General features: G+C 55.5%; 18 protein-coding genes and 1 riboswitch. Of the genes, 10 read left to right on the top strand and 8 right to left on the bottom strand.

The window, feature by feature from the left end:
• The first annotated feature begins 641 nt into the window (after window positions 1–641).
• The 6 genes from NST04_RS01490 (at window position 642) to NST04_RS01465 (ending at window position 6,262) form a co-directional block, all read left to right on the top strand.
• Entirely contained in the window at window positions 642–1,904 is a 1,263-nt protein-coding gene (locus NST04_RS01490; protein WP_341182879.1) for an alpha/beta hydrolase family protein, read from the top strand.
• Between the two features lie 93 nt (window positions 1,905–1,997).
• Window positions 1,998–2,585, top strand: coding sequence for a TetR/AcrR family transcriptional regulator (locus NST04_RS01485; protein ID WP_341182878.1), 588 nt, complete (start codon window positions 1,998–2,000; stop codon window positions 2,583–2,585).
• 271 nt (window positions 2,586–2,856) lie between these two features.
• Entirely contained in the window at window positions 2,857–3,768 is a 912-nt protein-coding gene (locus tag NST04_RS01480; protein ID WP_341182877.1) for an ABC transporter ATP-binding protein, read from the top strand.
• Window positions 3,768–4,505, top strand: a complete 738-nt coding sequence (locus tag NST04_RS01475) for an ABC transporter permease (protein WP_341185157.1) — start codon at window positions 3,768–3,770, stop codon at window positions 4,503–4,505. Before NST04_RS01480 ends, NST04_RS01475 begins: the two co-directional genes overlap by 1 nt.
• A gap of 6 nt (window positions 4,506–4,511) precedes the next feature.
• Window positions 4,512–5,663 (top strand): sensor histidine kinase, encoded by a 1,152-nt coding sequence (locus NST04_RS01470; protein WP_341182876.1) that lies wholly within the window; start codon window positions 4,512–4,514, stop codon window positions 5,661–5,663.
• Window positions 5,660–6,262 (top strand): response regulator transcription factor, encoded by a 603-nt coding sequence (locus tag NST04_RS01465; protein ID WP_076160169.1) that lies wholly within the window; start codon window positions 5,660–5,662, stop codon window positions 6,260–6,262. The genes NST04_RS01470 and NST04_RS01465 overlap by 4 nt, the downstream gene beginning before the upstream one ends.
• Window positions 6,263–6,768: 506 nt before the next feature.
• Here the strand turns inward: NST04_RS01465 and NST04_RS01460 are convergent.
• The 8 genes from NST04_RS01460 to NST04_RS01425 form a co-directional block, all read right to left on the bottom strand.
• Window positions 6,769–7,593 carry an ABC transporter ATP-binding protein gene (locus NST04_RS01460; RefSeq protein ID WP_341185156.1) on the bottom strand — a complete coding sequence of 275 codons (825 nt, stop codon included), beginning with the start codon at window positions 7,591–7,593 and terminating at the stop codon, window positions 6,769–6,771.
• Between the two features lie 80 nt (window positions 7,594–7,673).
• Entirely contained in the window at window positions 7,674–8,435 is a 762-nt protein-coding gene (locus NST04_RS01455; protein ID WP_340757471.1) for an ABC transporter permease, read from the bottom strand.
• Complete coding sequence (locus tag NST04_RS01450) at window positions 8,432–8,725, bottom strand: thiamine-binding protein (RefSeq protein ID WP_209994420.1); 294 nt, start codon at window positions 8,723–8,725, stop codon at window positions 8,432–8,434. The genes NST04_RS01455 and NST04_RS01450 overlap by 4 nt, the downstream gene beginning before the upstream one ends.
• Before the next feature lie 51 nt (window positions 8,726–8,776).
• Window positions 8,777–9,850: an ABC transporter substrate-binding protein gene (locus NST04_RS01445; protein ID WP_341182875.1), complete on the bottom strand. Its 1,074-nt coding sequence runs from the start codon at window positions 9,848–9,850 to the stop codon at window positions 8,777–8,779.
• 149 nt (window positions 9,851–9,999) lie between these two features.
• A riboswitch (TPP riboswitch) is annotated at window positions 10,000–10,110 on the bottom strand.
• A gap of 72 nt (window positions 10,111–10,182) precedes the next feature.
• Window positions 10,183–11,583, bottom strand: a complete 1,401-nt coding sequence (locus tag NST04_RS01440; RefSeq protein WP_341182874.1) for a hypothetical protein — start codon at window positions 11,581–11,583, stop codon at window positions 10,183–10,185.
• The gene (locus NST04_RS01435; RefSeq protein WP_341182873.1) at window positions 11,558–12,169 is read right to left on the bottom strand and encodes a sigma-70 family RNA polymerase sigma factor; all 612 of its coding nucleotides are present in this window, start codon (window positions 12,167–12,169) and stop codon (window positions 11,558–11,560) included. The genes NST04_RS01440 and NST04_RS01435 overlap by 26 nt, the downstream gene beginning before the upstream one ends.
• Before the next feature lie 183 nt (window positions 12,170–12,352).
• A complete protein-coding gene (locus tag NST04_RS01430; RefSeq protein ID WP_341182872.1) occupies window positions 12,353–13,816 on the bottom strand; it encodes a hypothetical protein in 1,464 nt (487 codons plus the stop codon).
• Window positions 13,817–13,864: 48 nt separating this feature from the next.
• The gene (locus NST04_RS01425) at window positions 13,865–15,043 is read right to left on the bottom strand and encodes an MFS transporter (RefSeq protein WP_341182871.1); all 1,179 of its coding nucleotides are present in this window, start codon (window positions 15,041–15,043) and stop codon (window positions 13,865–13,867) included.
• A gap of 159 nt (window positions 15,044–15,202) precedes the next feature.
• On the opposite strand from NST04_RS01425, the gene NST04_RS01420 reads away from it, so the two are divergent.
• The 4 genes from NST04_RS01420 (at window position 15,203) to NST04_RS01405 (ending at window position 19,051) form a co-directional block, all read left to right on the top strand.
• On the top strand, window positions 15,203–15,622 hold the full coding sequence (locus NST04_RS01420) for a pyridoxamine 5'-phosphate oxidase family protein (protein ID WP_341182870.1): 420 nt from the start codon (window positions 15,203–15,205) through the stop codon (window positions 15,620–15,622).
• 163 nt (window positions 15,623–15,785) lie between these two features.
• Window positions 15,786–16,862, top strand: a complete 1,077-nt coding sequence (locus NST04_RS01415; RefSeq protein WP_341182869.1) for an EAL domain-containing protein — start codon at window positions 15,786–15,788, stop codon at window positions 16,860–16,862.
• 99 nt (window positions 16,863–16,961) lie between these two features.
• Window positions 16,962–17,636, top strand: coding sequence for a response regulator transcription factor (locus tag NST04_RS01410; protein ID WP_341185155.1), 675 nt, complete (start codon window positions 16,962–16,964; stop codon window positions 17,634–17,636).
• Complete coding sequence (locus NST04_RS01405; RefSeq protein ID WP_341182868.1) at window positions 17,633–19,051, top strand: sensor histidine kinase; 1,419 nt, start codon at window positions 17,633–17,635, stop codon at window positions 19,049–19,051. Before NST04_RS01410 ends, NST04_RS01405 begins: the two co-directional genes overlap by 4 nt.
• Window position 19,052 lies beyond the last annotated feature (1 nt).

Raw genomic sequence — 19,052 nt, 5'->3', positions numbered from 1 at the left:
AGTGACATGTCTATAGAAATCCTGCAATAAGTACAACAATGCTGCCACATACAAGCGGTTACTGGGATTGCAAACCATCAAAATTGGCCATAGATAGGCAGAACATTGCTATGATGTGCTACTGCGGGGATATCTTAGGTAAATGTATGCCGAAAACAACATACAATGTGCTACTGCTGAGGTGAGCGGGGTGAATGTATACCGAAAACAACATACAATATGCAACTGCAAGGGTGAGCGGGGCGAATGTATGTGGAAAACAACATACAATGTGCTACTGCGGGGTGACCGAGGCGAATGTATGTGGAAAACAACATACAATGTGCTACTGCGGGGTGACCGAGGTGAATGTATACCGAAAACAACATACAATGTGCTACTGCAAGGGTGAGTGAGCCGAAGCGAGCGGAAGGGTATACTCCTGTTTGATTATTTTGCGTGCGTAGAAAAATTGCATTTAAAGAAATATTGCGTGTTGCGAAAAAATATGGAAAGTGCTAAAATCTGGTTAGAGGTTGGATTTCGCTGGACGCCAACACCCGGGCCCGGAATCGCGCCGTAGCCTAATTCCCTCTCCGCTTCGCGGCTGTGTCTGCTGTGGATGATCTTGAAACGATAGATTCGAGAAGGAGGAGAATGGTATGGTACAGGTAGACGGGCAAGAGACAAAGGTGGCTGCACGATTAACGCATAAGGTATTCTTCGAGCGGGATGACATTGAGTTCACGTTCCAGTGGCTGCTGTCGTTCGTACACTGCGGCGGTGTGTCGCAGGGTGAAGTATTTAAGCTTGCACGGAACATCGATCCGAACTCTTTGGCCAGCTGGAAGACTGAATTCGAGAACGAAGCCGTTAAAATCGAGGCAACGGCAGAGAACTGCCTGAAGAAGGGACATCTGATCAGTGCCAGCGAGGCATTTATCCGTGCCCACTCGTATTACCGGGCAGCCTTCTATGGAGCTTTTCCCGGTGAACCGGATTTCGCGCGGTATCACGGCAAAAGTGTGGAATGCTTCCGCAAGGCGCTTGATGCGAAGTCTGAGCAGATTCCCCATGAGTGGGTCGAGGTGGAGTACAAGGGGTATAAGTTCCCGGGGTGCTTCCTGAAGGCGGCGCACGGTAATGCGCCTAAGCCAACGATTATCTTTCATAACGGCGGGGAGACACACAAGGAAGATACCTATTTTCTCGGCGGGCAAGCGGCCATTGACCGCGGATATAACGCGCTGATCGTAGACCTTCCTTATGATGTATGTGTCCGGTTCTACGAGCCTGAGGCAACGGCCAAGAACTTCCCGCGCGAAGAGCTGTATAATGTCTACAGAGCCACCACGGATTTCGTTCTGGCCCGTCCGGATGTGGACCCTGAGCGGCTGGTCGTCAGCGGCATGAGCTATGGCGGGGCCAAGACAATGGTTCATGCAAGCTGTGATGACCGCTTCGCAGCGGCAGTTCCCAACTCGCCTGTATATTCTATGGCCACCTTCATTGAACGCGGGATGCCTTCGTTCCTGAGGGGAACCTCAGAAGAAGCTGCTGAGCAGAGCAAGAAGATGCCGTACACCGGCCAGGTCCTGTTCGCCGGATTAGCCTGGTCCCATGGCTTGGACAGCATTGCCGGGTGGCATGGTTCAGCCGGAGAAGTGATGGAGGTTGATCCTAAAGACGTCAAGTGTCCCCTGCTCTCCATGTATTCGGAAGCGGAGCATCCCGAGATGCAGCGGCAAGCGATCGACACTTACGAGAAGGCTCCGAACAAGAAGAATGCGATCTTCAAGGGGACGGAGGAGGATGGTGCCGACCTGCATTGCCAGCTGAACAATCTGCCGCTCAGCTACCAGGTAATGTTTGACTGGCTGGATGAGGTACTGGATTATAACATTCAGCTACAACCGGCGCAGTAAGCCATTCCGCAGGATTAGGGCCGGATCTGCGGTGCTGCCCTTTCAGCACCGCAGATCTTTGACTACATATAAGGATTGGAGCAATTGAGTGACATGACGAATGAAAAACAGGGCTTGAGAGAACGCAAAAAAGAAGAGACCAGGCGGACGCTGAGCGATGTAGCCTGCAGACTTGCCATGGAGAAAGGGGCCAGCCAGGTCCGGGTGGAGGATATTGCCGCAGCTGCGAATGTCTCCATGCGGACGTTCAATAACTATTTTGCGTCCAAAGAGGCTGCGATTGTCGGCAATGCGTACCAGCGTTCCGAGCGGATAGCGGCTACCCTTGCCAGCCGTCCGTCCGGGGAACCGCTGCAAGACTCGATCCGGGCTGCTGTGCTTGACGGATTCGCCGAGACAACGGACCGGCAGTGGTATGCCCGCGTCGTCCTCCTTCGTGATGATCCGGCATTGTTCGGCGCCACACGCAAGGTGGAGATCGAGATTGAGCGGGAGCTGGCCAAGGTGATTGCGGAACGTACACATAAGGATGTGAAGCTCGACCTGTATCCGGACTTATTGGCCGCGCTGCTTATGGCAGCGATACGCACAGCGGTTTTCCATTGGGTAAGTACACCTCCCGGAGGACAGACGCTGAACGACATGCTGGAACAGGCGATTGGGCAATTGAGGTTTGAGTAATATGCACACGGAGGCGCTCCTGCTACGATATCGAAATCGTGGACAGGAGCGCCTTATTTAAATATAAACTTATATGTTTCACATGATAAATTATCCTTCTATTTCTCGCTGAAACGGTACTGTCCTTAAAAGGACGATAAAGCCGTTTCCACTTGTTGCCGGGTGACAGTTGTCACTTTGAATCGGTGACAGTCCATACTGATGCTTCTCTCCGGTCTCCGGTACTATAGCAATATAGCCAACAGGGCAGAAGGACACGGAGGGATACACGATGGAACATGTCATTGAAATGAACAATGTCAGCCGCAGCTTCCAGGAGAAGCAAGCGGTGAAGCAGGTAAGCTTCACGATTAGCCGCGGCTCGATCACAGCGGTGCTTGGCCCTAATGGAGCCGGCAAAACCACTACACTGGCGATGCTTCTGGGCCTGCTTGAGCCTTCGGAGGGCAGCGTGAAGGTGTTCGGTCTTAAGCCGGCAGATGTCAGAGTGAAGCAGCGGACCGGAGCCATGCTCCAGGAGGTCAGCGTCATGGACCGGCTGAAGGTCCGGGAGATTCTGGCCCTGATCCGCAGCTATTATCCGCAGCCTATGGAGATGGAGGTGCTGCTTCAGGCGACGGGGCTGGGGCCGGCGGATCTGAACCGCTATGCGGAGAAGCTTTCCGGCGGACAGAAGCGCAGTCTCAGCTTCGCGCTGGCGCTGGCGGGCAACCCGGATCTGCTGTTTTTTGACGAGCCGACGGTGGGGCTGGATACGACAGCCCGGCGGCATTTCTGGGAGAGGGTGCGGGGACTGGCCGACCAGGGCAAGACGATCCTGTTCACCACCCATTATTTGCAGGAGGCGGAGGATATCGCGGACCGGATTCTGCTGTTCAACCGGGGAATGCTGGCGGCGGACGGAAGCCCGGACGAGATTAAGGCGAGACTGGTTAAGAAGTCGCTGTCCTTCCTGGCGTCCGGCGACCCGGCGCTGCTGCGCAGTCAATTGCTGGAGCTGCCAGCCGTGGAAGGCTGCTACGAGAAGGATGGACGCCTGCATGTGACGACAGAGAATACGGATGAGGCGCTGCGCGCTATTTTCGTGAACGGACTGGCTGTGCAGGATGTACGGATCGACCAGGGGAAGCTGGATGAAGCGTTCGAGCAATTGACCCTGAATCAAGAGGAGGCGGCAGTATGATGAAACCAATGATGGCCCAGTGCAAGGCAGAGCTGCTGCGGATTATCCGCAATCCCTATTATGTATTCTGGTCGCTGCTCATGCCGATTATGTTCTACTTCATTTTCACCCGGGTGGTGAATACGGGGACGGACGATACGAAGCAGTGGCAGGCGCATTATCTGATGTCGATGGCGGCCTTCAGCGTGATGGGCTCGGCGATTATGACCCTCGGCATCCGGCTGGTGCAGGAGCAGACGCAGGGCTGGAATACGTTTATCCGCATTACTCCGCTGCCGTCCTCGGTATATTTTTTCGGCAAAATGTTCGGTCAGAGCGTCATGCATCTGTTCTCGATCCTGTGTATTTTCGCAGCCGGGTATCTGATCAACGGGGTGTCGCTGACAGCAGCGCAGTGGCTGCTTAGTGGCCTGTGGCTGCTTGCGGGCTCGCTGCCTTTTCTCGCGCTGGGTACGATTATCGGGTCCATGAAGCGGGTGGATACGGCGAGCGGGGTGAGCAATGTGCTCTATATGGGGCTGGCGGTGGCCGGGGGCATGTGGATGCCTCTCGACATTATGCCTAAGCTGATGCAGAAGATCGGGCACTGGCTGCCGTCCTACAATTATGGAGGTGGAGCCTGGGCGATTGTAGCGGGAGGTTCCCCGTCGTGGAAGGCTGTGCTGCTGCTGCTCGGTTACCTGGCCGTATTTATGTTATTATCGGTCTATATAAGGCGAAAACAGGAAGCGGTGTAATGTACAATGGCTAGTAAGCAGTTCCGGTTCTTTCCGCAAAAATTCGGCTTCTTCCCCTATATCTGGCTGATCTATCTGGTGTTCCCGATTCTTAACCTTCAGGGGTATAGCGGGGTCAAGCTGATGGCGGGTTATGGGCTGGTCCTGCTGTTCCTGGTGACGTACCGTCAGCTCTACTGGACGGAGGGTAGAACGTACACGGCCTGGATGGGAGTGCAGCTGCTGATTATTGTCGTGCTAACCGTAGTCTATAGCCCCTACAACATGTATATGGGCTTCTTCTCCAGTAACTTTATTGGCTGGTATACTGATACGAGCCAATTCAGACGGGCTCTTGCAGTGTTCACCGCTGTGCTGGCCGGACTGGGCCTGTTCTACCTGCCGCAGGTGTATGGCCCGGATATCCTTTTCATGCTGCCATTTGCGATAATGATGCTGATCACGCCCTTCGGCATCCGCTCCATTAACCGGCGGCGGGTGCTGGAGAAGGAGCTGGACCAGGCTAACGAGCAGATCAAGGAAATGATCAAGCGCGAGGAACGGATGCGCATCGCCCGTGATCTGCATGACACGATGGGGCATACCCTGTCGCTTATTACCTTGAAGAGCCAGCTTGTTGAGAAAATGGTGGTGAAGAATCCCGAGCGGGCGCAGGCGGAAGCCCGTGAGATCCAGCGGACCTCGCGGGCCGCGCTGCGCCAGGTGCGGGAGCTGGTCTCTGAGATGCGTGCAGTCTCAGTTGCCGAAGAGCTGGCTGAGGCGGCGGAGATGCTGCGCAGCGCGGAGATCGCGCTTGAGGTAGAGGGAGATGCAGCGCTGCCGGGTGTATCCGATCTGACGCAGAGTATTCTCAGCCTCTGTATCAAGGAGGGGATTACCAACATCGTTAAGCATAGCCGTGCGGACCAATGCCGGATTAGCATCGTAATGACACCCGGCGAGGTACAGATTACGCTGGAGGATAACGGCATAGGGGTAGAAGCGAGCGGTTCAGGGGGGGCGGAGCGCCGGGACGGCAACGGCATGAAGGGGATGGGCGAGCGGCTGGCCCTGATTGACGGCTCGCTGACGCTGGCTCCGGGACCCGGCGGGGGAAGCCGGCTAACGGTGGTTACACCAAGAGTAGTGAAGGATGGAAAGGATGGGGAAACAGCATGATCAGGATCATAATTGCCGAGGATCAGCGGCTGCTGCGCGGCGCGATGGCATCGCTGCTCGATCTGGAGGATGATATTGAGGTGGCGGGCGAAGCCGGGGACGGGGCGGAGGCGCTGGCCCTGATCGAACGTGTCCAGCCGGATGTATGCCTGATGGATATTGAAATGCCGCTGATGAGCGGCCTGGAGGTGGCAGAGATACTGAAATCGCGGGGCTGCCGTACCAAAATCATTATCCTGACCACCTTCGCCCGCCCTGGTTATTTCGAGCGCGGAGTAAAGGCCGGAATTCAGGGGTATTTGCTGAAGGATGAGCCGGTGGATAAGCTGGCCGATGCCATCCGCCGTGTGATGGCCGGGGGGCGCGAGGTCTCGCCTGAGCTGGTGTTCGGCAGCCTGCGCGAAGAGAATCCGCTCTCGGACCGGGAGCGTGAGATTCTGAAGCTTGCCGCCGCGGGCCGCAGCGCCGGTGAGATCGCCGCGGCGCTCCACCTCTCCTACGGCACCGTCCGCAACTACATCTCGGAGATCCTCAGCAAGCTTGCGGTCAAGACCCGGATTGAAGCCGTGCGGCTGGCGGAGGAGAAGGGCTGGATGTAAGACAGCCTGGGGTACTCTGTACAACTAAATCATCTGATGTACCGCCGAATCTCTATATAGCTGTATTTGGTGCAATTAAACTAACTGTTTATCCTGGATTTCATCCATTTGGGGCTAACTTAGTTGTACCAATTGCAGCTATAGAAGACAAACTATGTTTTTGGCTGCTTTTAATCGCACGTAATACAGCTATGGATGGAATGGTTAGCTCAATTGTAATTTATACAACAGATGTCCCCCGAATCCGCAGCAAAACCGATTCTGTTGTACTCTGTACAGCAGAAATCTGCGAAAGTGGTGCTTTGCGGCAAATAAACAAAAATCTGCTGTACGAAATACAGCAGAAGTGAATTTTGAATGGAATATAGCAGATTCTATTGCAGTAAATACAATCAGGATGAGTTATACCGCTACTGACAAGGCAGTGCCGAGTCACGAAGGTTGTTGTTAGGCACAGCGAGGAGCCCGATCGTTCCTGCAATTTCACCTTAGCAGCAGCTTGCTCCTTATGTCTGGCTCTTCGCCTGCTCCTCGCGCATCCACTGGGAGAGCTGGCGCCGCATCCGCAGGAACTCCGGCGAATCGGCGATCTCTTCGCGGCGCGGACGCGGGAAGGGGACCTCCACGGTATGGAGGACGGAGCCGGGCCGTCCGGAGAAAACGTAGATGCGGGTGGAGAGCAGCAGCGCCTCCTCGATGTTATGGGTAATGAACAGCACGGAGCGGCGGTTCTCCTCCCACAGCTCCAGCAGCCAGCGCTGCATCTGCTCGCGGGTCAGCGCGTCGAGTGCGCTGAACGGCTCATCGAGCAGCATCAGCTCCTGCGGCGCGAGCATGGCCCGCAGGAAGGCGGCCCGCTGCTGCATGCCGCCGGACAGCATGTGCGGGTAGGCCCGCTCGAAGCCGCCGAGGCCGATCTTCGCCAGCCAGTGGCGCGCTGCCTCGCGGGCCTCCCGCGGCGGGGCGCCTTGCAGCTCGGCGCCAAGCAGGACGTTGTCGAGCGTGCTGCGCCACGGGAACAGCGCGGGCTGCTGCGGCATATAGCTGATCTTGCCGCGCTGCCCGGTCACCGGGATGCCGTTCATGCGGACGGTTCCGGTATCGGGCAGCGTAAGGCCGCCGATAATATGGAACAGCGTGCTTTTGCCGCAGCCGGACGGGCCGACAATGGAGACAAATTCCTGCGGCTCCACAGTCAGGGACACCTGATTCAGCACCTGCGTCTCCCGGCGGCGGTGCGTGAACGATTTGGAGATGCCGCTGACTTCCAGCGCAGGCGGCACACTCTGAGTGCGCAGGCGTCCGTCTCCGTCCGCCTTCTCCAGTTCAATCCTCGTAAGCTCAGACACTTCGCCCAGCCTCCTTCAGTTCATTATGGTTACTTCTGTTGTGGATGATCCTTCTGTACACATTAGGCATCCTTACGCGGCTTCCAGCGCACCAGCCATCTCTCCAGCAGGGCAATGAGCGCGAATAATACGAGACTCAGCAGCACGATGATGGCGATGGCCACGAACATCCGGTCCGCACGGTAAGAGGACTTTTGCAGCAGCATATAGTAGCCGATTCCTTTGTCGGCGCCGATCCATTCGGCCACCACTGCACCCATCACCGCATAGGTGGCGGATATTTTGAGCCCGGAGAACAGGGAGGGCAGGGAGCCGGGAAGCTCCAGCCGGGTGAAGATCTGCCACTTGCCCGCACCGGCCATCTTCATATAATTCATCATCACCCGGTCGCTTTGGGCCAGCCCGCCCATGGCTGCAACAGCTACAGGGAAGAAGCAGACGAGGGTGATCAGGATGATTTTGGGCAGCAGGCCGAACCCGAACCAGATAATCAGCAGCGGGGCCAGCGCAATGGAGGGCACATTTTGGCTGAGGATCAGCAGCGGATAGATCGCCCGCTTGACCCAGGGCAGCAGATGCAGCAGCAAGGCGGTGAGCAGGCCGATGCCTGTGCCGACCGGGAAGCCGATCAGGGTCAGCCGCAGCGTGGCGGCGGTGTGCTCCCAGATCCCGGAGGCATTGTTCTTCGACTCACGCGCGATATCTGCGGGGCTGGGCAGCTGGTAGGCTGGGATGTCGAACAGCATAACCGATAACTGCCATATCCCGACAAAAAAGAGGACCGCCACAAAGGGCGGCCACACTAGCTTCCAGGTGCTTCTCACGGCCGGTATTTCTCGGTCAGCTTATCCATGCTGATGCCGCCCGGATTATGGGCGATCTTGATCTGTGAGATGACACTCGGGCTGCCGGAGGCGATCAGCGCCTCATGCATGTCACGCACAATATCCAGCAGCTCGGACAGCTCGCCTTCCATCGTGGTCTCCAGCGGATTCACCTGATGCTTCACGCCTGATTTCTGAATGACCTCAATGGCCTTGTCCACATAAGGGATAGAATCCTCGTTGTTCGGTGTCTTGGGAATGACCTGAATGCTGAGCAATGTATTAGCCATGATGAATCCTTCCTCTCAAGTTAAGTATAAGATTCCCGCTATGCGGGTTGATTATGATTCCGGCAAAAATTCATTCGTAAACGTGCTCTCCGCATCCAGCGGCTTATCCAGCAGCTTCAGGCCGTACATCCAGTCGGCGTAATTCTTCCAGATTTCAAGCTTCTGCTCGCCCCAGCGCGGGGCGTCGTCCTTGTATTTCGGGCTAAGCCATTTCTGGCTGGCCAGCACCAGCTTGGGGTCCAGATCAGGTACAGCATCGGACAAGACCGTCGCGGCTTCTTCCGGGTTATCGATCGCGTACTGATATCCCTTGGACGTAGCCTTAAGGAAGGCCTTCACCACTTCAGGGTGCTGGGCGATTTCCTTCTCGCTAGTGGTTAGCACCGGGGTGTAGTAATCCAGCTGCGGAGCGTAATCCTTCAGATACAGCATATCCAGCGGCTCGCCGCGCAGCTCGGCCTCTACCCCGGTCCACGCATAGAAGATCCAGGCAAAGTCAATATCCCGCTTCACGGCTGTGAAAAAGTCCGCTTCGCCGATATTCACCAGCTTCACCTTGGAGACATCCCCGCCTTCGGGGTCCATGATGGCTTTCATGGCAGCCTGCTCCGCAGGGGAGCCCCAGCCTCCGTAGGTTTTGCCTTCGAAATCCTTCGGCGTCTTAATATTGCGGTCCTTCGGAGCCGCGAAACCGGAGGTATTATGCTGAATGATTGCAGCAATCGACACCAGCGGCACATCCTGCAGCCGGGCCAGGGTTAGGGCTTCCTGGGCACTTATGCCGAACTGAGCTTCGCCGGAAGTGACCATCGTATCGGACCCGGCAGCGCCAGGCTGTACAATCTGCACATCAAGACCTTCCTCCGCGTAATAGCCCAACTCCTTGGCAGCATACAGGCCGGTATGATTCGTGTTCGGTGTCCAGTCCAGGGCAATCTTGACCGGGGTCAGAGCCTTAGGTGCATCCGTGGGTGCGGCTGCGGTTGCATCAGGTGCAGCCGTGCTGTTCCCGGCAGCAGGTGCGCTGGCCCCCGCATTGCCGCTGTTGTTCCCTCCGCCACAGCCCGCTACGGTGAGCAGCAGCATGGAGCTGAGCAGTAGTGTGACTGTTTTTTTGACTCCCATTTCTCTTTCTCTCTCCTTCCAGCAACCCCTGGTCTTCAGAGCTTACAGAAACCTTATTCCTGTACATCCTTAGAATCAAAAAAGCGTCCCGATGATCGGGACGCCAGTGACTTGCGTGAGGGGACTTCAGCTGCAGTACCGCTTAAGGCACTGTGCCGAATGAAGATTCCTACGCTGGCATTATCCAGATCAGGTATAAGGGTCAGTATCTTGTGGGATACAATCTCAGCCGGCCAATTCCAGCACCCCTGGTTCTATAAAGTTCACAGGTATTGCTATGTTCTTACGGTGTATTATAGACGGCAGCCCCGCCGTTGTCCACCCTCTCTGTCTTAATCCTCCAGTTTGAGCGGCAGAGTCCAGGGACCTTTCCATATAAAAATGGGCTTCGAAAGTATAAAACGCAGCTTATCCGCGCCCGGCTCTGTAATCAGGTTAAGAGTCTTCATGACACGCGGTGTGCCTTCACTCTCCTCCCACCCAAAGGAATAAGGCTCCTTAGAGCCCGGATAGCTGACAGAGAAATGGGTAAGTGACTTTGCCCCCGCCGGGTTAAATTTCAAGTCTATATCTACATTGACCTCTGTCTCACTGCTGCGGGTGATGCGGGTGAAGTCTACCGGATATCCGGCGATCTCAGCAGTAATATCCAGCGTTCTGCTCTCTCCGATAGCGGGCAGCGGCAGGGTAACTTTCTGGGAGACGGCTTCCTGATCGGATACCTCGATGTAAGGGATGACGACTGTATAAGGATGTCCTCCGGCTTCCTTCTGTTCACGGAACAAGAGCTCAGAATAGTAGCCTATAGAGGATGGAGAGTGCTCGGTAGAGACTTTTACTCCTGCTGCATTCTCGACATAGGTGCCATTCCAGGGCATTAGCGGCTCTAGTGTATAAGAAGATGCAGCGGATGCGGTTTTCTGAAGAGCCGGGACCAGTTCAACACGGACAAGCCCATCACCCAGCCGTACCGGAAAAGCGGAAATCCGCACATCCTGCTGGACATCGCTGACCCCGAGCTGCTGCAGGTCATCGGCGGTCTGCGGCGGCCCCAGGACAAGCGGTCCAATGACCGTGCTATTAATGTATAAGGTTACCGCTTCTTCAGCCTGTAAAGTGAGATCATGGGGAAGAAGAGCGCTGTAGCTTGCATCCCAGTCGAGACCTCCAGAGGAAGTTCGCGAATTGAACATGAAGGTATAGCGGGTTCCTCCGATGTCTGCCTGAAATTCATTAATAATGCGAGTCTTCTGCCCCCGAAGATTAATGGTTGCGCGGTTCTCTTGCACAAGGATAGCGTTGACAGTCAGTTCACCCCGACCTACAGCAGCGGTGAAAGGCTTCTTCAGCACATATAACGGGCTGTCGGGACTATTCTCCACTACGGTGTGAAGGCCGGGCAAGAAGCTGAACACTTGCTTCAGGCCCGCCTGGACGCTGGGCGAAGTGAACACCAGCCCTGCGCCAAGCAGAAGGGCTGCGGCAACTCCGGTATAAGCCTGCCGGCGGCTTCTGCGGACGGAAGGCAAGCGGCGCTGTACGTCAGGAGCGGTCCCGGTCCGGGACAAGGTGCGCACTTTGATTCTGCTTATGGCTTCAAGCTCCTCTTCCGATGGAGCGGCTGATTGAGGCTCGGCGGTCAGCGTGTTCAAGGCCAGCTCCGCTTCACTGAACTCCAGCGCATCGAGCTGATCGAACAGCTCCTGCTCACCGGTGGTCAACTCTTTCTTCATGGCCTAAGTCCTCCTCTCTGTTTGGTTTAGTCTGCTGCAGAGTTTGCTTCAGAATGGTTCGGCACCGGTACAGCCGGTTCTCTACAGCTTTTTTCGTTAAGTCAAAAGCCTCAGCCAGTTCATCCAGACTCTCATAGAGATAATACCGGCGCAGAAACAGGCTGCGGTCCGGCTCCTGAAGCTGCTTGATATGGTGCAGCAGTTCTTCCGCTGCCTCACGCCGCAGAATTTCCTGCTCGGTGTTGCTGCTGCTCCGGACGGGGATGGCTGCCTCGCCCATCGTCTGATCAAGCCCGGGCTGTAATTTACGCCGCAGATTCAGCGCCTTATATTTGGCAAGGATTAGAATCCATGTGCGGAATGAGGCCCGATCAGGATCGTACTGTCCGATGTTGTTCCAGGCAGCTAAGAATACATCACTGACACATTCCTCAGCATCCTCTGCCCGCCCGCAGCCGCCCAGAATGCGCTTGACCAGCCTAAGCACATCCGTTCCATAGTAATCCATAGCATCGGCAAGTGCCTGCTTATCTCCTCTGCTGAACCTGCCGGGCCAGGAGAGGCTGTCATAGTCTTTAGGTGTCATATGAACCTCCGGTAATTCTTCCCATCCCTCAGGTGGAAGCTAGTGCTGATTATGTCTAACTACTGGTTACTACGCTTGATGGCAGACAAATCACTCACAAGATCTCTGAATGCGTACCAAAAAACAGCGATACTCCCCTGGCGGAAGCATCGCTGTTTTTTTGTTTATCTATTCGGATGTGTCTTAATCCCTCGTATAATGCCGCTTCTTGCGGCGGCTGCGGATGCCGTTCCAGATCTCTCTCAGCGTTAAGCCGACACTGACGGTGATCCCGGAGAAGGTCAGGAACAGAGCCAGATACTCGAACGCGGAGTACTCCAGCATTTTGCTCCAGTCGATCTGTCCCTTCAGATCCTCGATCACCTGATTCATCCCGTAAATCCCGCTGATGACCGTAAACACGGTGAGCACCATCAGGAGCGTATCCCGCCGTTTGGCCTGGAATTTGTCCTGATACTGGAACAGGTCATTCAGGGTCATTTTCACCTCATCGAACAGGGCATCATTGCCATACACCTTACGCAGCTGAAAAAAAATCTCCCGCCCCTGCGACTGCGAAATCAGCTCCAGGAAGTAGAATTTGGCCGAGAATTTGTTGATCAGAAAGATCAGATTCTCGATCTCGTCGTAATCGTGGTTGATGCGCAGCCGGGAATGCAGATTGGCGAGCTTCAGCAGTACGATTTTATGAAATATACTCAGCAGCAGCCCATAATAATACTCTCCGTACATCTGGTTGGCCAGCTCCGTGGCAATATCGGGCTTCGCCCGGCTCAGGCAGCAGAAGGTCTGCTCGTTCGTCATATAATAGGTGTCCGGCCCCCAGCGGTTATAGCAATGCTCACGGGTGTACTGCTCGATATACTCAGGATCACTCGCGCTGGTAAAAGGCCTGCCCTCCAGATTCAGCCCATCCAGCTGGGAGGCACGGTAGCGCAGCCTGACACTGATCTCATCCAGGTTTTCCTCACGGTTGAAGCCATAGAAGGCCTGCACCAGCATCCGTTCATCTACGAAAAAGGGCAGGGTCTCGAAATACGCGCCATCAATTTCGGCCGGGTCGAGAAACGGCTCTAGGCCGGAGACGAGATTCTTGAACACGAAATCCTCCACCCGGCCGAAGGACTTCTCCTGACAATGGATAAAGGTATGTTTATCCTGATGACACACATCCTCCAATGTACGGAACCGGTCGGCGAATTCCAGCACGGTGCTGAAGGGAAGGTTCTCCTCCTCGATAGCCACTCTTATAGTCAGAAAGCCCAGCTCAAACGGACAGAGGAACACATCGGTGGACAGAATCCGGAAATCAACAGACTGGAAGAGCATTTCCAGCCGGCACTGCAGATCGTTTACCCGGGAAAAGCGGCGGAAGGAATCGCTGTCCTTCTCACGCGGAAACAGCACATGAGCGGCAAACGGCAGATAGCTGCGCTCCATTTTCTCATGGGACACGCAGTAGCCTTCTCCGTAATAGGCATTCTCCAGTTCCTTGTTGTCGAGAAAAAAACGCGTAAACCCGTCCTTCTGCAGACTTGCTATCAGCTCTTTATCCTGCCCAGGCTTGATCGAGAAGGGGAAAATGAATTGCAGCAAGGCGGTATGCAGAGTGGGCTCGGATTGCAGTTCAGCCAGCAGTTCAGCCATATATGAATTCCATCCTTATTCGCAGAATATGAACCTTGTCAGTTCCAATTACCCGATTCTCCAGGCGGTCACACTTAACAGAAATAATAAGGCGGCAAAAGCGGCCAAAAGTCCCGAGGTCTGGGCGATCTGCAGATGATCCATGGACCAGCCGGTCAGCAGCGGCAGCACCGCGCCGCCAATTCCGCCGGAGGCGATCATAATGCTGGGCGTCGATTCTTCTGCGCCGGGCAGGAGCTTGCTGGAGAAGACCAGTGCGATCGAGAAGATGCCGGACATGAACAGGCCAAGCAGCAGAATGATCGCAAAGGCGGCAAGCCGGTGACCGGCGTACGGGAAAATGATAAGCAGCAGCAAAGCGGCAAAGCAGCTGACGAGCACATAGATGCGGTAGGAAATCCGCTCGGCGATAACACCGGCGAACAGTCTGCCCGCTGACATGGCGAGCCAGAAGAAGGTGACTGTGAGCGCTGCCGAAGCTTCGCTCATGCCCAGCTTGGCAATGAAGATCGCCGGCATGAAGTTCACCAGACTCATCTCAGTGCCTACATAGAGAAAGAAGAACAGAATGAACAAGCCAAGCACGACCCACTGCTTGCCCTTGTAGGGCAAGGACAATCTTCTGGCGGTTCCTGTTGCCGCAGCGCGGTTAGGGCGGGGGGGCCGCTCATCCAGCGCGCTGTCCAGCGGGCCGAATCTGCTCTTCGCCCAGAAGAGCAGCGAGAGGAGGGAGAAGGCGGCAACGATCAGGAAGGCCAGCCTCCACTGCCCTGCGGCAATCAGCGGACTGGCCGCCAGCGGCATGAGCAGCGCCCCGACACCGAACAGCACCTCCAGCCGGCTCATGGCAACCGCTGTTCCTTCGGTGACTGCGGCTATAATAATCGTGCCGATGACGGCTTCGATCATCCCGAAGCCGAACCCTGCGGCTACGGCAATGACGTACATCCAGCCCCAGGGCGGGAGGAAGGCATAAGCAATCTCGGCGCACAGCAGCAGGCCGGTGGCAATCATAATGCCGCCGCGCTTGCCGAACCGCCGGTTCAGCAGCGGCGAGACCAGTACGCCGGCCAGGAAGCCCGCGAATTGGCTGAAGATCAGCTCGCCCCCTGCACTGTAGCTGCGGTCATAATGCTGGAGCAGCACTGGCAGAATGGAGCCCAGGACGACATGGGCGAGGCCGATTACGAAATAGGAGAGACAGCCGATCCAGATTAGTTTTTTCAAGGATAAGACTCCTTATGAATCAATTTATGAGCAGATGGCAGGATTCAGAATGAACGGGAAGGGTACACTATATTAGGCACAGGTTAATCATAAATCCAAACCGCGGACGTGAATATATAAACTTATATTCACATGAATTTGAAGGGAGCTGTGACGTTAATGGACAACAAAGAGCTGGAGAAAACAATCATACAGGTGCTGGACGACAACAGGTTCGGTTCCTTCGGCACGATTGAAGCCGGTAACAAGCCTAAGGTGCGTTACATGGCAGTATTTCATGACGGGCTGTCCATCTATCTGGCAACTAACCGCAAGACTCATAAGGTAGAAGAGCTTCAGGATAATCCGAATGCTGCTCTGCTGCTCGGCTATGAACAGGGCGGCGGCAAGGATGTACTGGAGATTGAAGCCACGGTTGCTGTAACGAAGGACGACAGCTTGCGCTCTAAGGTATGGAATGAGTCCCTGGAGAAATGGTTTAAGGGGCCGGATGATCCTGATTATGTCATTCTTGAGCTGTCACCTTCACGGATTGAATATATGGGCAAGAACGGCGAGCATGGGGTATGGCAATCTTAAGTAGCTGTCTCCGGCAAAAGGTGGCGTTACCGGTAGCGGATGAGTTCCGCCTAAGCCTACGTACAATATAGTCCGGCGACCCGGGCCTCTTAGGGACTTCATGGTCCATAGGAGGCCCTTTCTGCTGCTTCTCTCCTGATTGTGGCAGAGGAATCATGCTATAATGACCTCAGGTTATCGACATCATGAGGCGGAGGGGATTGCCATAAACTGTGTTGACTGTGCTGACATCGACCCGATAGAGGATCAAGGGGAGCTGAAGCTCCGCCCTTGCTCAGATCCGCTGGCTGCTGCCATCCGAAATGCCGGTTATGAAATATATCAGACAAGCAAGACCTGTATCATTCCATATCATCGTAAGGAAGAGCTGTTGAAGCTTATAGAACTGCTGGTGGCGGCTAAGGACATAGCGGATTCCTTAGCGGTATGCGTTAAGAGCAAAGGTTCCCCTGCGGCCCCGGAGCGGTGGCTGACCTTCGAGCAGCTGAAGGTCCGCTTTGCTAATGAGAATCTGGTGTCCATCATTATGAGTCATGATTTTTGCAGCCACATGCAGCCGATTGTGAATTTCAGCGAGGAGATTGTCGGCTTTGAATTTCTGCTGCGCCCGCTGCCCCAGGGCAGTTATTTTCAGCCCTATGAGCTGTTTGAGATTGCCCGGCGGACAGGGTTTCACTCCTTCCTGGACCGGGCAGCCCGGATCTCGGCGATAGAGACCGGCAGTAAGCTGCTGCCCAAGGGCATCAAGCGGTTCATTAACTTCCTGCCCTCTTCTATTTATAATCCCAAGTATTGTCTGACTCATACCTTCGAGGCGATCCGGAGGCTGGACCAGAACCCGGAGGATTATGTATTTGAAGTTGTGGAGACAGAGCAGATCAGCGATATTCCGCATCTGCGCGCCATCTTCGCCGAATACCGCCAGCAGGGGATGCGGGTTGCGCTGGATGATGTGGGCGCGGGCTATTCGACCATTGAACTGATGTCCAGCCTCCAGCCGGATTATGTCAAGGTGGACCGCAGTCTGATCAGCTTCTGTGACCGGGATGAAGGGAAGCAGCGGATGCTTAGGGAGATTATCTCCAGGGCCGGAGAATTCGGTGCAAGCCTGCTGGCCGAAGGCATTGAACGCCGGGAGGAATTCCTGGTCTGCCGTGATCTGGGTATGGATCTGGGACAAGGCTATCTGTTCGGGCTGCCGGAGGATAAGCCGCCGGGACGGTTCGGAATTACGGCCTGAACAGCAAGGATCATTCTCCCCGGATACCGGCAGATCTCAAGACTGCCGGTATCCGGGGATTTGTTGTGCTATTTGAAGAAAGAAAGGACGGTTAACAACGTGAGTGTGACCCTATTGTACGTAGAAGACGACCGGGAGATCGGCAGTGCCTTGGCGGCTGATCTGAGGGAACGGGAATATGCAGTGCGCTGGCTGGAGAGCGGAGACGGGGCGCTTGAAGCTGCAGAGGGCTGCCAGCTTGCGATTCTGGATGTGATGCTGCCGGGGCTGGACGGCTTCACCGTCGGCCAGCGGCTGAAGCGGGCCTATCCGGAGCTGCCGGTTCTGATGCTCTCGGCGCGCACCTCCATTGACGATAAGCTTCAGGGGCTGGACTTCGCGGATGACTATATGACCAAGCCGTTTCATCCCGATGAGCTGGCGGCGAGAATCGAGGTTCTGCTGAGAAGAAGCGGCGCTGCCTCGCCCGCTCAGCTCACGCTTAAGCATCTGGTTGTCAGACCGGGAAGCAGTGTGGTCACGGAAGCTGCGACCGGACGGGAGATTATGCTTACCGGCAAGCAGTTCCAGATCTTCTCTTATCTGCTGCGGCATCTGGGCCAGATTCTAACCAAGGAGCAGATCTATGAGGCGGTCTGGGGGGAGAGCTATATCGAAGGCGACAAGACGCTGATGGTACATATCCGTTATCTGCGCGAGAAGCTGGAGCTTGATCCGGCCGCGCCGGAGATTATTGAGACGGTCCGGGGGATCGGCTACCGGGTGAGAGGGTGAAAGGGGCAGGGCGTTTCCAGCTGCTGCACCGTTCGCTGCTTTTTCGTTATCTGCTGATTATTGTAGCTGCACTGCTGTTCGTGCCCGTTGTTATTCCGCTGACGATTGCTGTGTACAGTATCTTCGGGGGGATCACTCATACAAGTCCACCCAAGGAATATGAGCAGTATTCCAGTATAAAAAAGCTGGAGATGATGTGGCATGAGGAAGCCCGCAAGCTCCTTGGCCAGTCTCCTGCGGATATTACCCGGCGGCTGTCGGCCTTAAGTGAAGCCTATCCGTTGTCCAGAATATTCTGGGTCGATCCTGCGGGCACAACACAGCTGGTGACCGAACCTTCAGGACCGCCGCTGCTCTTGACGGGAGAGGCTCCGGCTGTTCCCTCTGAGTGGAGCGCCGCTGAAGCGGTATCCTTCATGAAGGACAGTGCGGCGCTGAAGCCGCTGGCGATTGTCGCCTTCATAGGAGACCGGGCAGAGGCCGCCGGGGGCTTCATGGTTATGCAGATTCCTGAGGACATTACGAAGACCAAATCTGCTGCAGGACTGGATAAATGGTATACGATTGCCATGCTAGTGTTCTTCCTTCTGTTCATCACAAGCTCCTGGTTCTTCTTCATCATGATCCGCAGAAGGCTGCTGCGCCTGCAGACCGCTATGGTGTTCACCGGTGAGGAGGGCTTGCCGCAGATTGTTCCGCCGGGGAAACCGGATGAGATCGGGCATCTGGAGGAAGCCTTCAATACCATGGTGACGGAACTTAAGGCAGGCCGTGCCAGAGAGGCGGAAGAAGAGGCGCTGCGTAAACGGCTGGTGGCCGATCTGTCGCATGATCTGCGGACTCCGCTTACCGTCATTCGCAGCCACCTCCATGTATTGGGCAAGGAGCCGTTGTCACCGCGCGGCCAATCCTCCCTTGAGCTGATGGATCAGCGGATTGAGAGCCTTGGCATCCTGATTGAGAACCTGCTGTCCTACAATCTGCTGAACAGCGGACGCATTGCGCTGCACCCGGAACGCCGGGATGTGCTTAGACTGGTGCGGGAGAGCGCCGCCGCCTGGTATCCGGTGTGGGAGAAGGAGGGGTACCGGATTGATATTGATCTGGAGGCTGCGCCGCTGTATTGGGAGATCGATGACAGCTGGTTCCGCAGAGTGCTGGATAATCTGTTCCAGAACATTTTGCGTCATGCACGCAGCGGGTTATATGTAGGAATACTTACAGAGATCCGTGAAGGCAACCGGGTGATTATCATCTCCGATCACGGCGGTGGCCTTGCGCAGAGCACTGACTCCGCAGGAGCAGGCCTGGGCCTGTCGATTGTCGATCTGCTGCTGAAGCGGATGGACCTGGAATGGAGCATGGAGAGCACGGCGAAGGGAACCGAGGTTGTGATCTGGAAGCGGGGCGCCTGAA

It is taken from the genome of Paenibacillus sp. FSL H7-0756 (assembly GCF_038006765.1).
Lineage (GTDB): Bacteria > Bacillota > Bacilli > Paenibacillales > Paenibacillaceae > Paenibacillus_AQ.
This window is presented reverse-complemented; position numbering and strand designations above follow the sequence as displayed.

Coding starts and splice junctions, on each gene's coding strand:
- NST04_RS01490 (WP_341182879.1), top strand. CDS start 642: ATGGTACAGGTAGACGGGCAAGAGACAAAGGTGGCTGCACGATTAACG.
- NST04_RS01485 (WP_341182878.1), top strand. CDS start 1,998: ATGACGAATGAAAAACAGGGCTTGAGAGAACGCAAAAAAGAAGAGACC.
- NST04_RS01480 (WP_341182877.1), top strand. CDS start 2,857: ATGGAACATGTCATTGAAATGAACAATGTCAGCCGCAGCTTCCAGGAG.
- NST04_RS01475 (WP_341185157.1), top strand. CDS start 3,768: ATGAAACCAATGATGGCCCAGTGCAAGGCAGAGCTGCTGCGGATTATC.
- NST04_RS01470 (WP_341182876.1), top strand. CDS start 4,512: ATGGCTAGTAAGCAGTTCCGGTTCTTTCCGCAAAAATTCGGCTTCTTC.
- NST04_RS01465 (WP_076160169.1), top strand. CDS start 5,660: ATGATCAGGATCATAATTGCCGAGGATCAGCGGCTGCTGCGCGGCGCG.
- NST04_RS01450 (WP_209994420.1), bottom strand. CDS start 8,725: ATGGCTAATACATTGCTCAGCATTCAGGTCATTCCCAAGACACCGAAC.
- NST04_RS01445 (WP_341182875.1), bottom strand. CDS start 9,850: ATGGGAGTCAAAAAAACAGTCACACTACTGCTCAGCTCCATGCTGCTG.
- NST04_RS01440 (WP_341182874.1), bottom strand. CDS start 11,583: ATGAAGAAAGAGTTGACCACCGGTGAGCAGGAGCTGTTCGATCAGCTC.
- NST04_RS01435 (WP_341182873.1), bottom strand. CDS start 12,169: ATGACACCTAAAGACTATGACAGCCTCTCCTGGCCCGGCAGGTTCAGC.
- NST04_RS01430 (WP_341182872.1), bottom strand. CDS start 13,816: ATGGCTGAACTGCTGGCTGAACTGCAATCCGAGCCCACTCTGCATACC.
- NST04_RS01420 (WP_341182870.1), top strand. CDS start 15,203: ATGGACAACAAAGAGCTGGAGAAAACAATCATACAGGTGCTGGACGAC.
- NST04_RS01415 (WP_341182869.1), top strand. CDS start 15,786: ATGACCTCAGGTTATCGACATCATGAGGCGGAGGGGATTGCCATAAAC.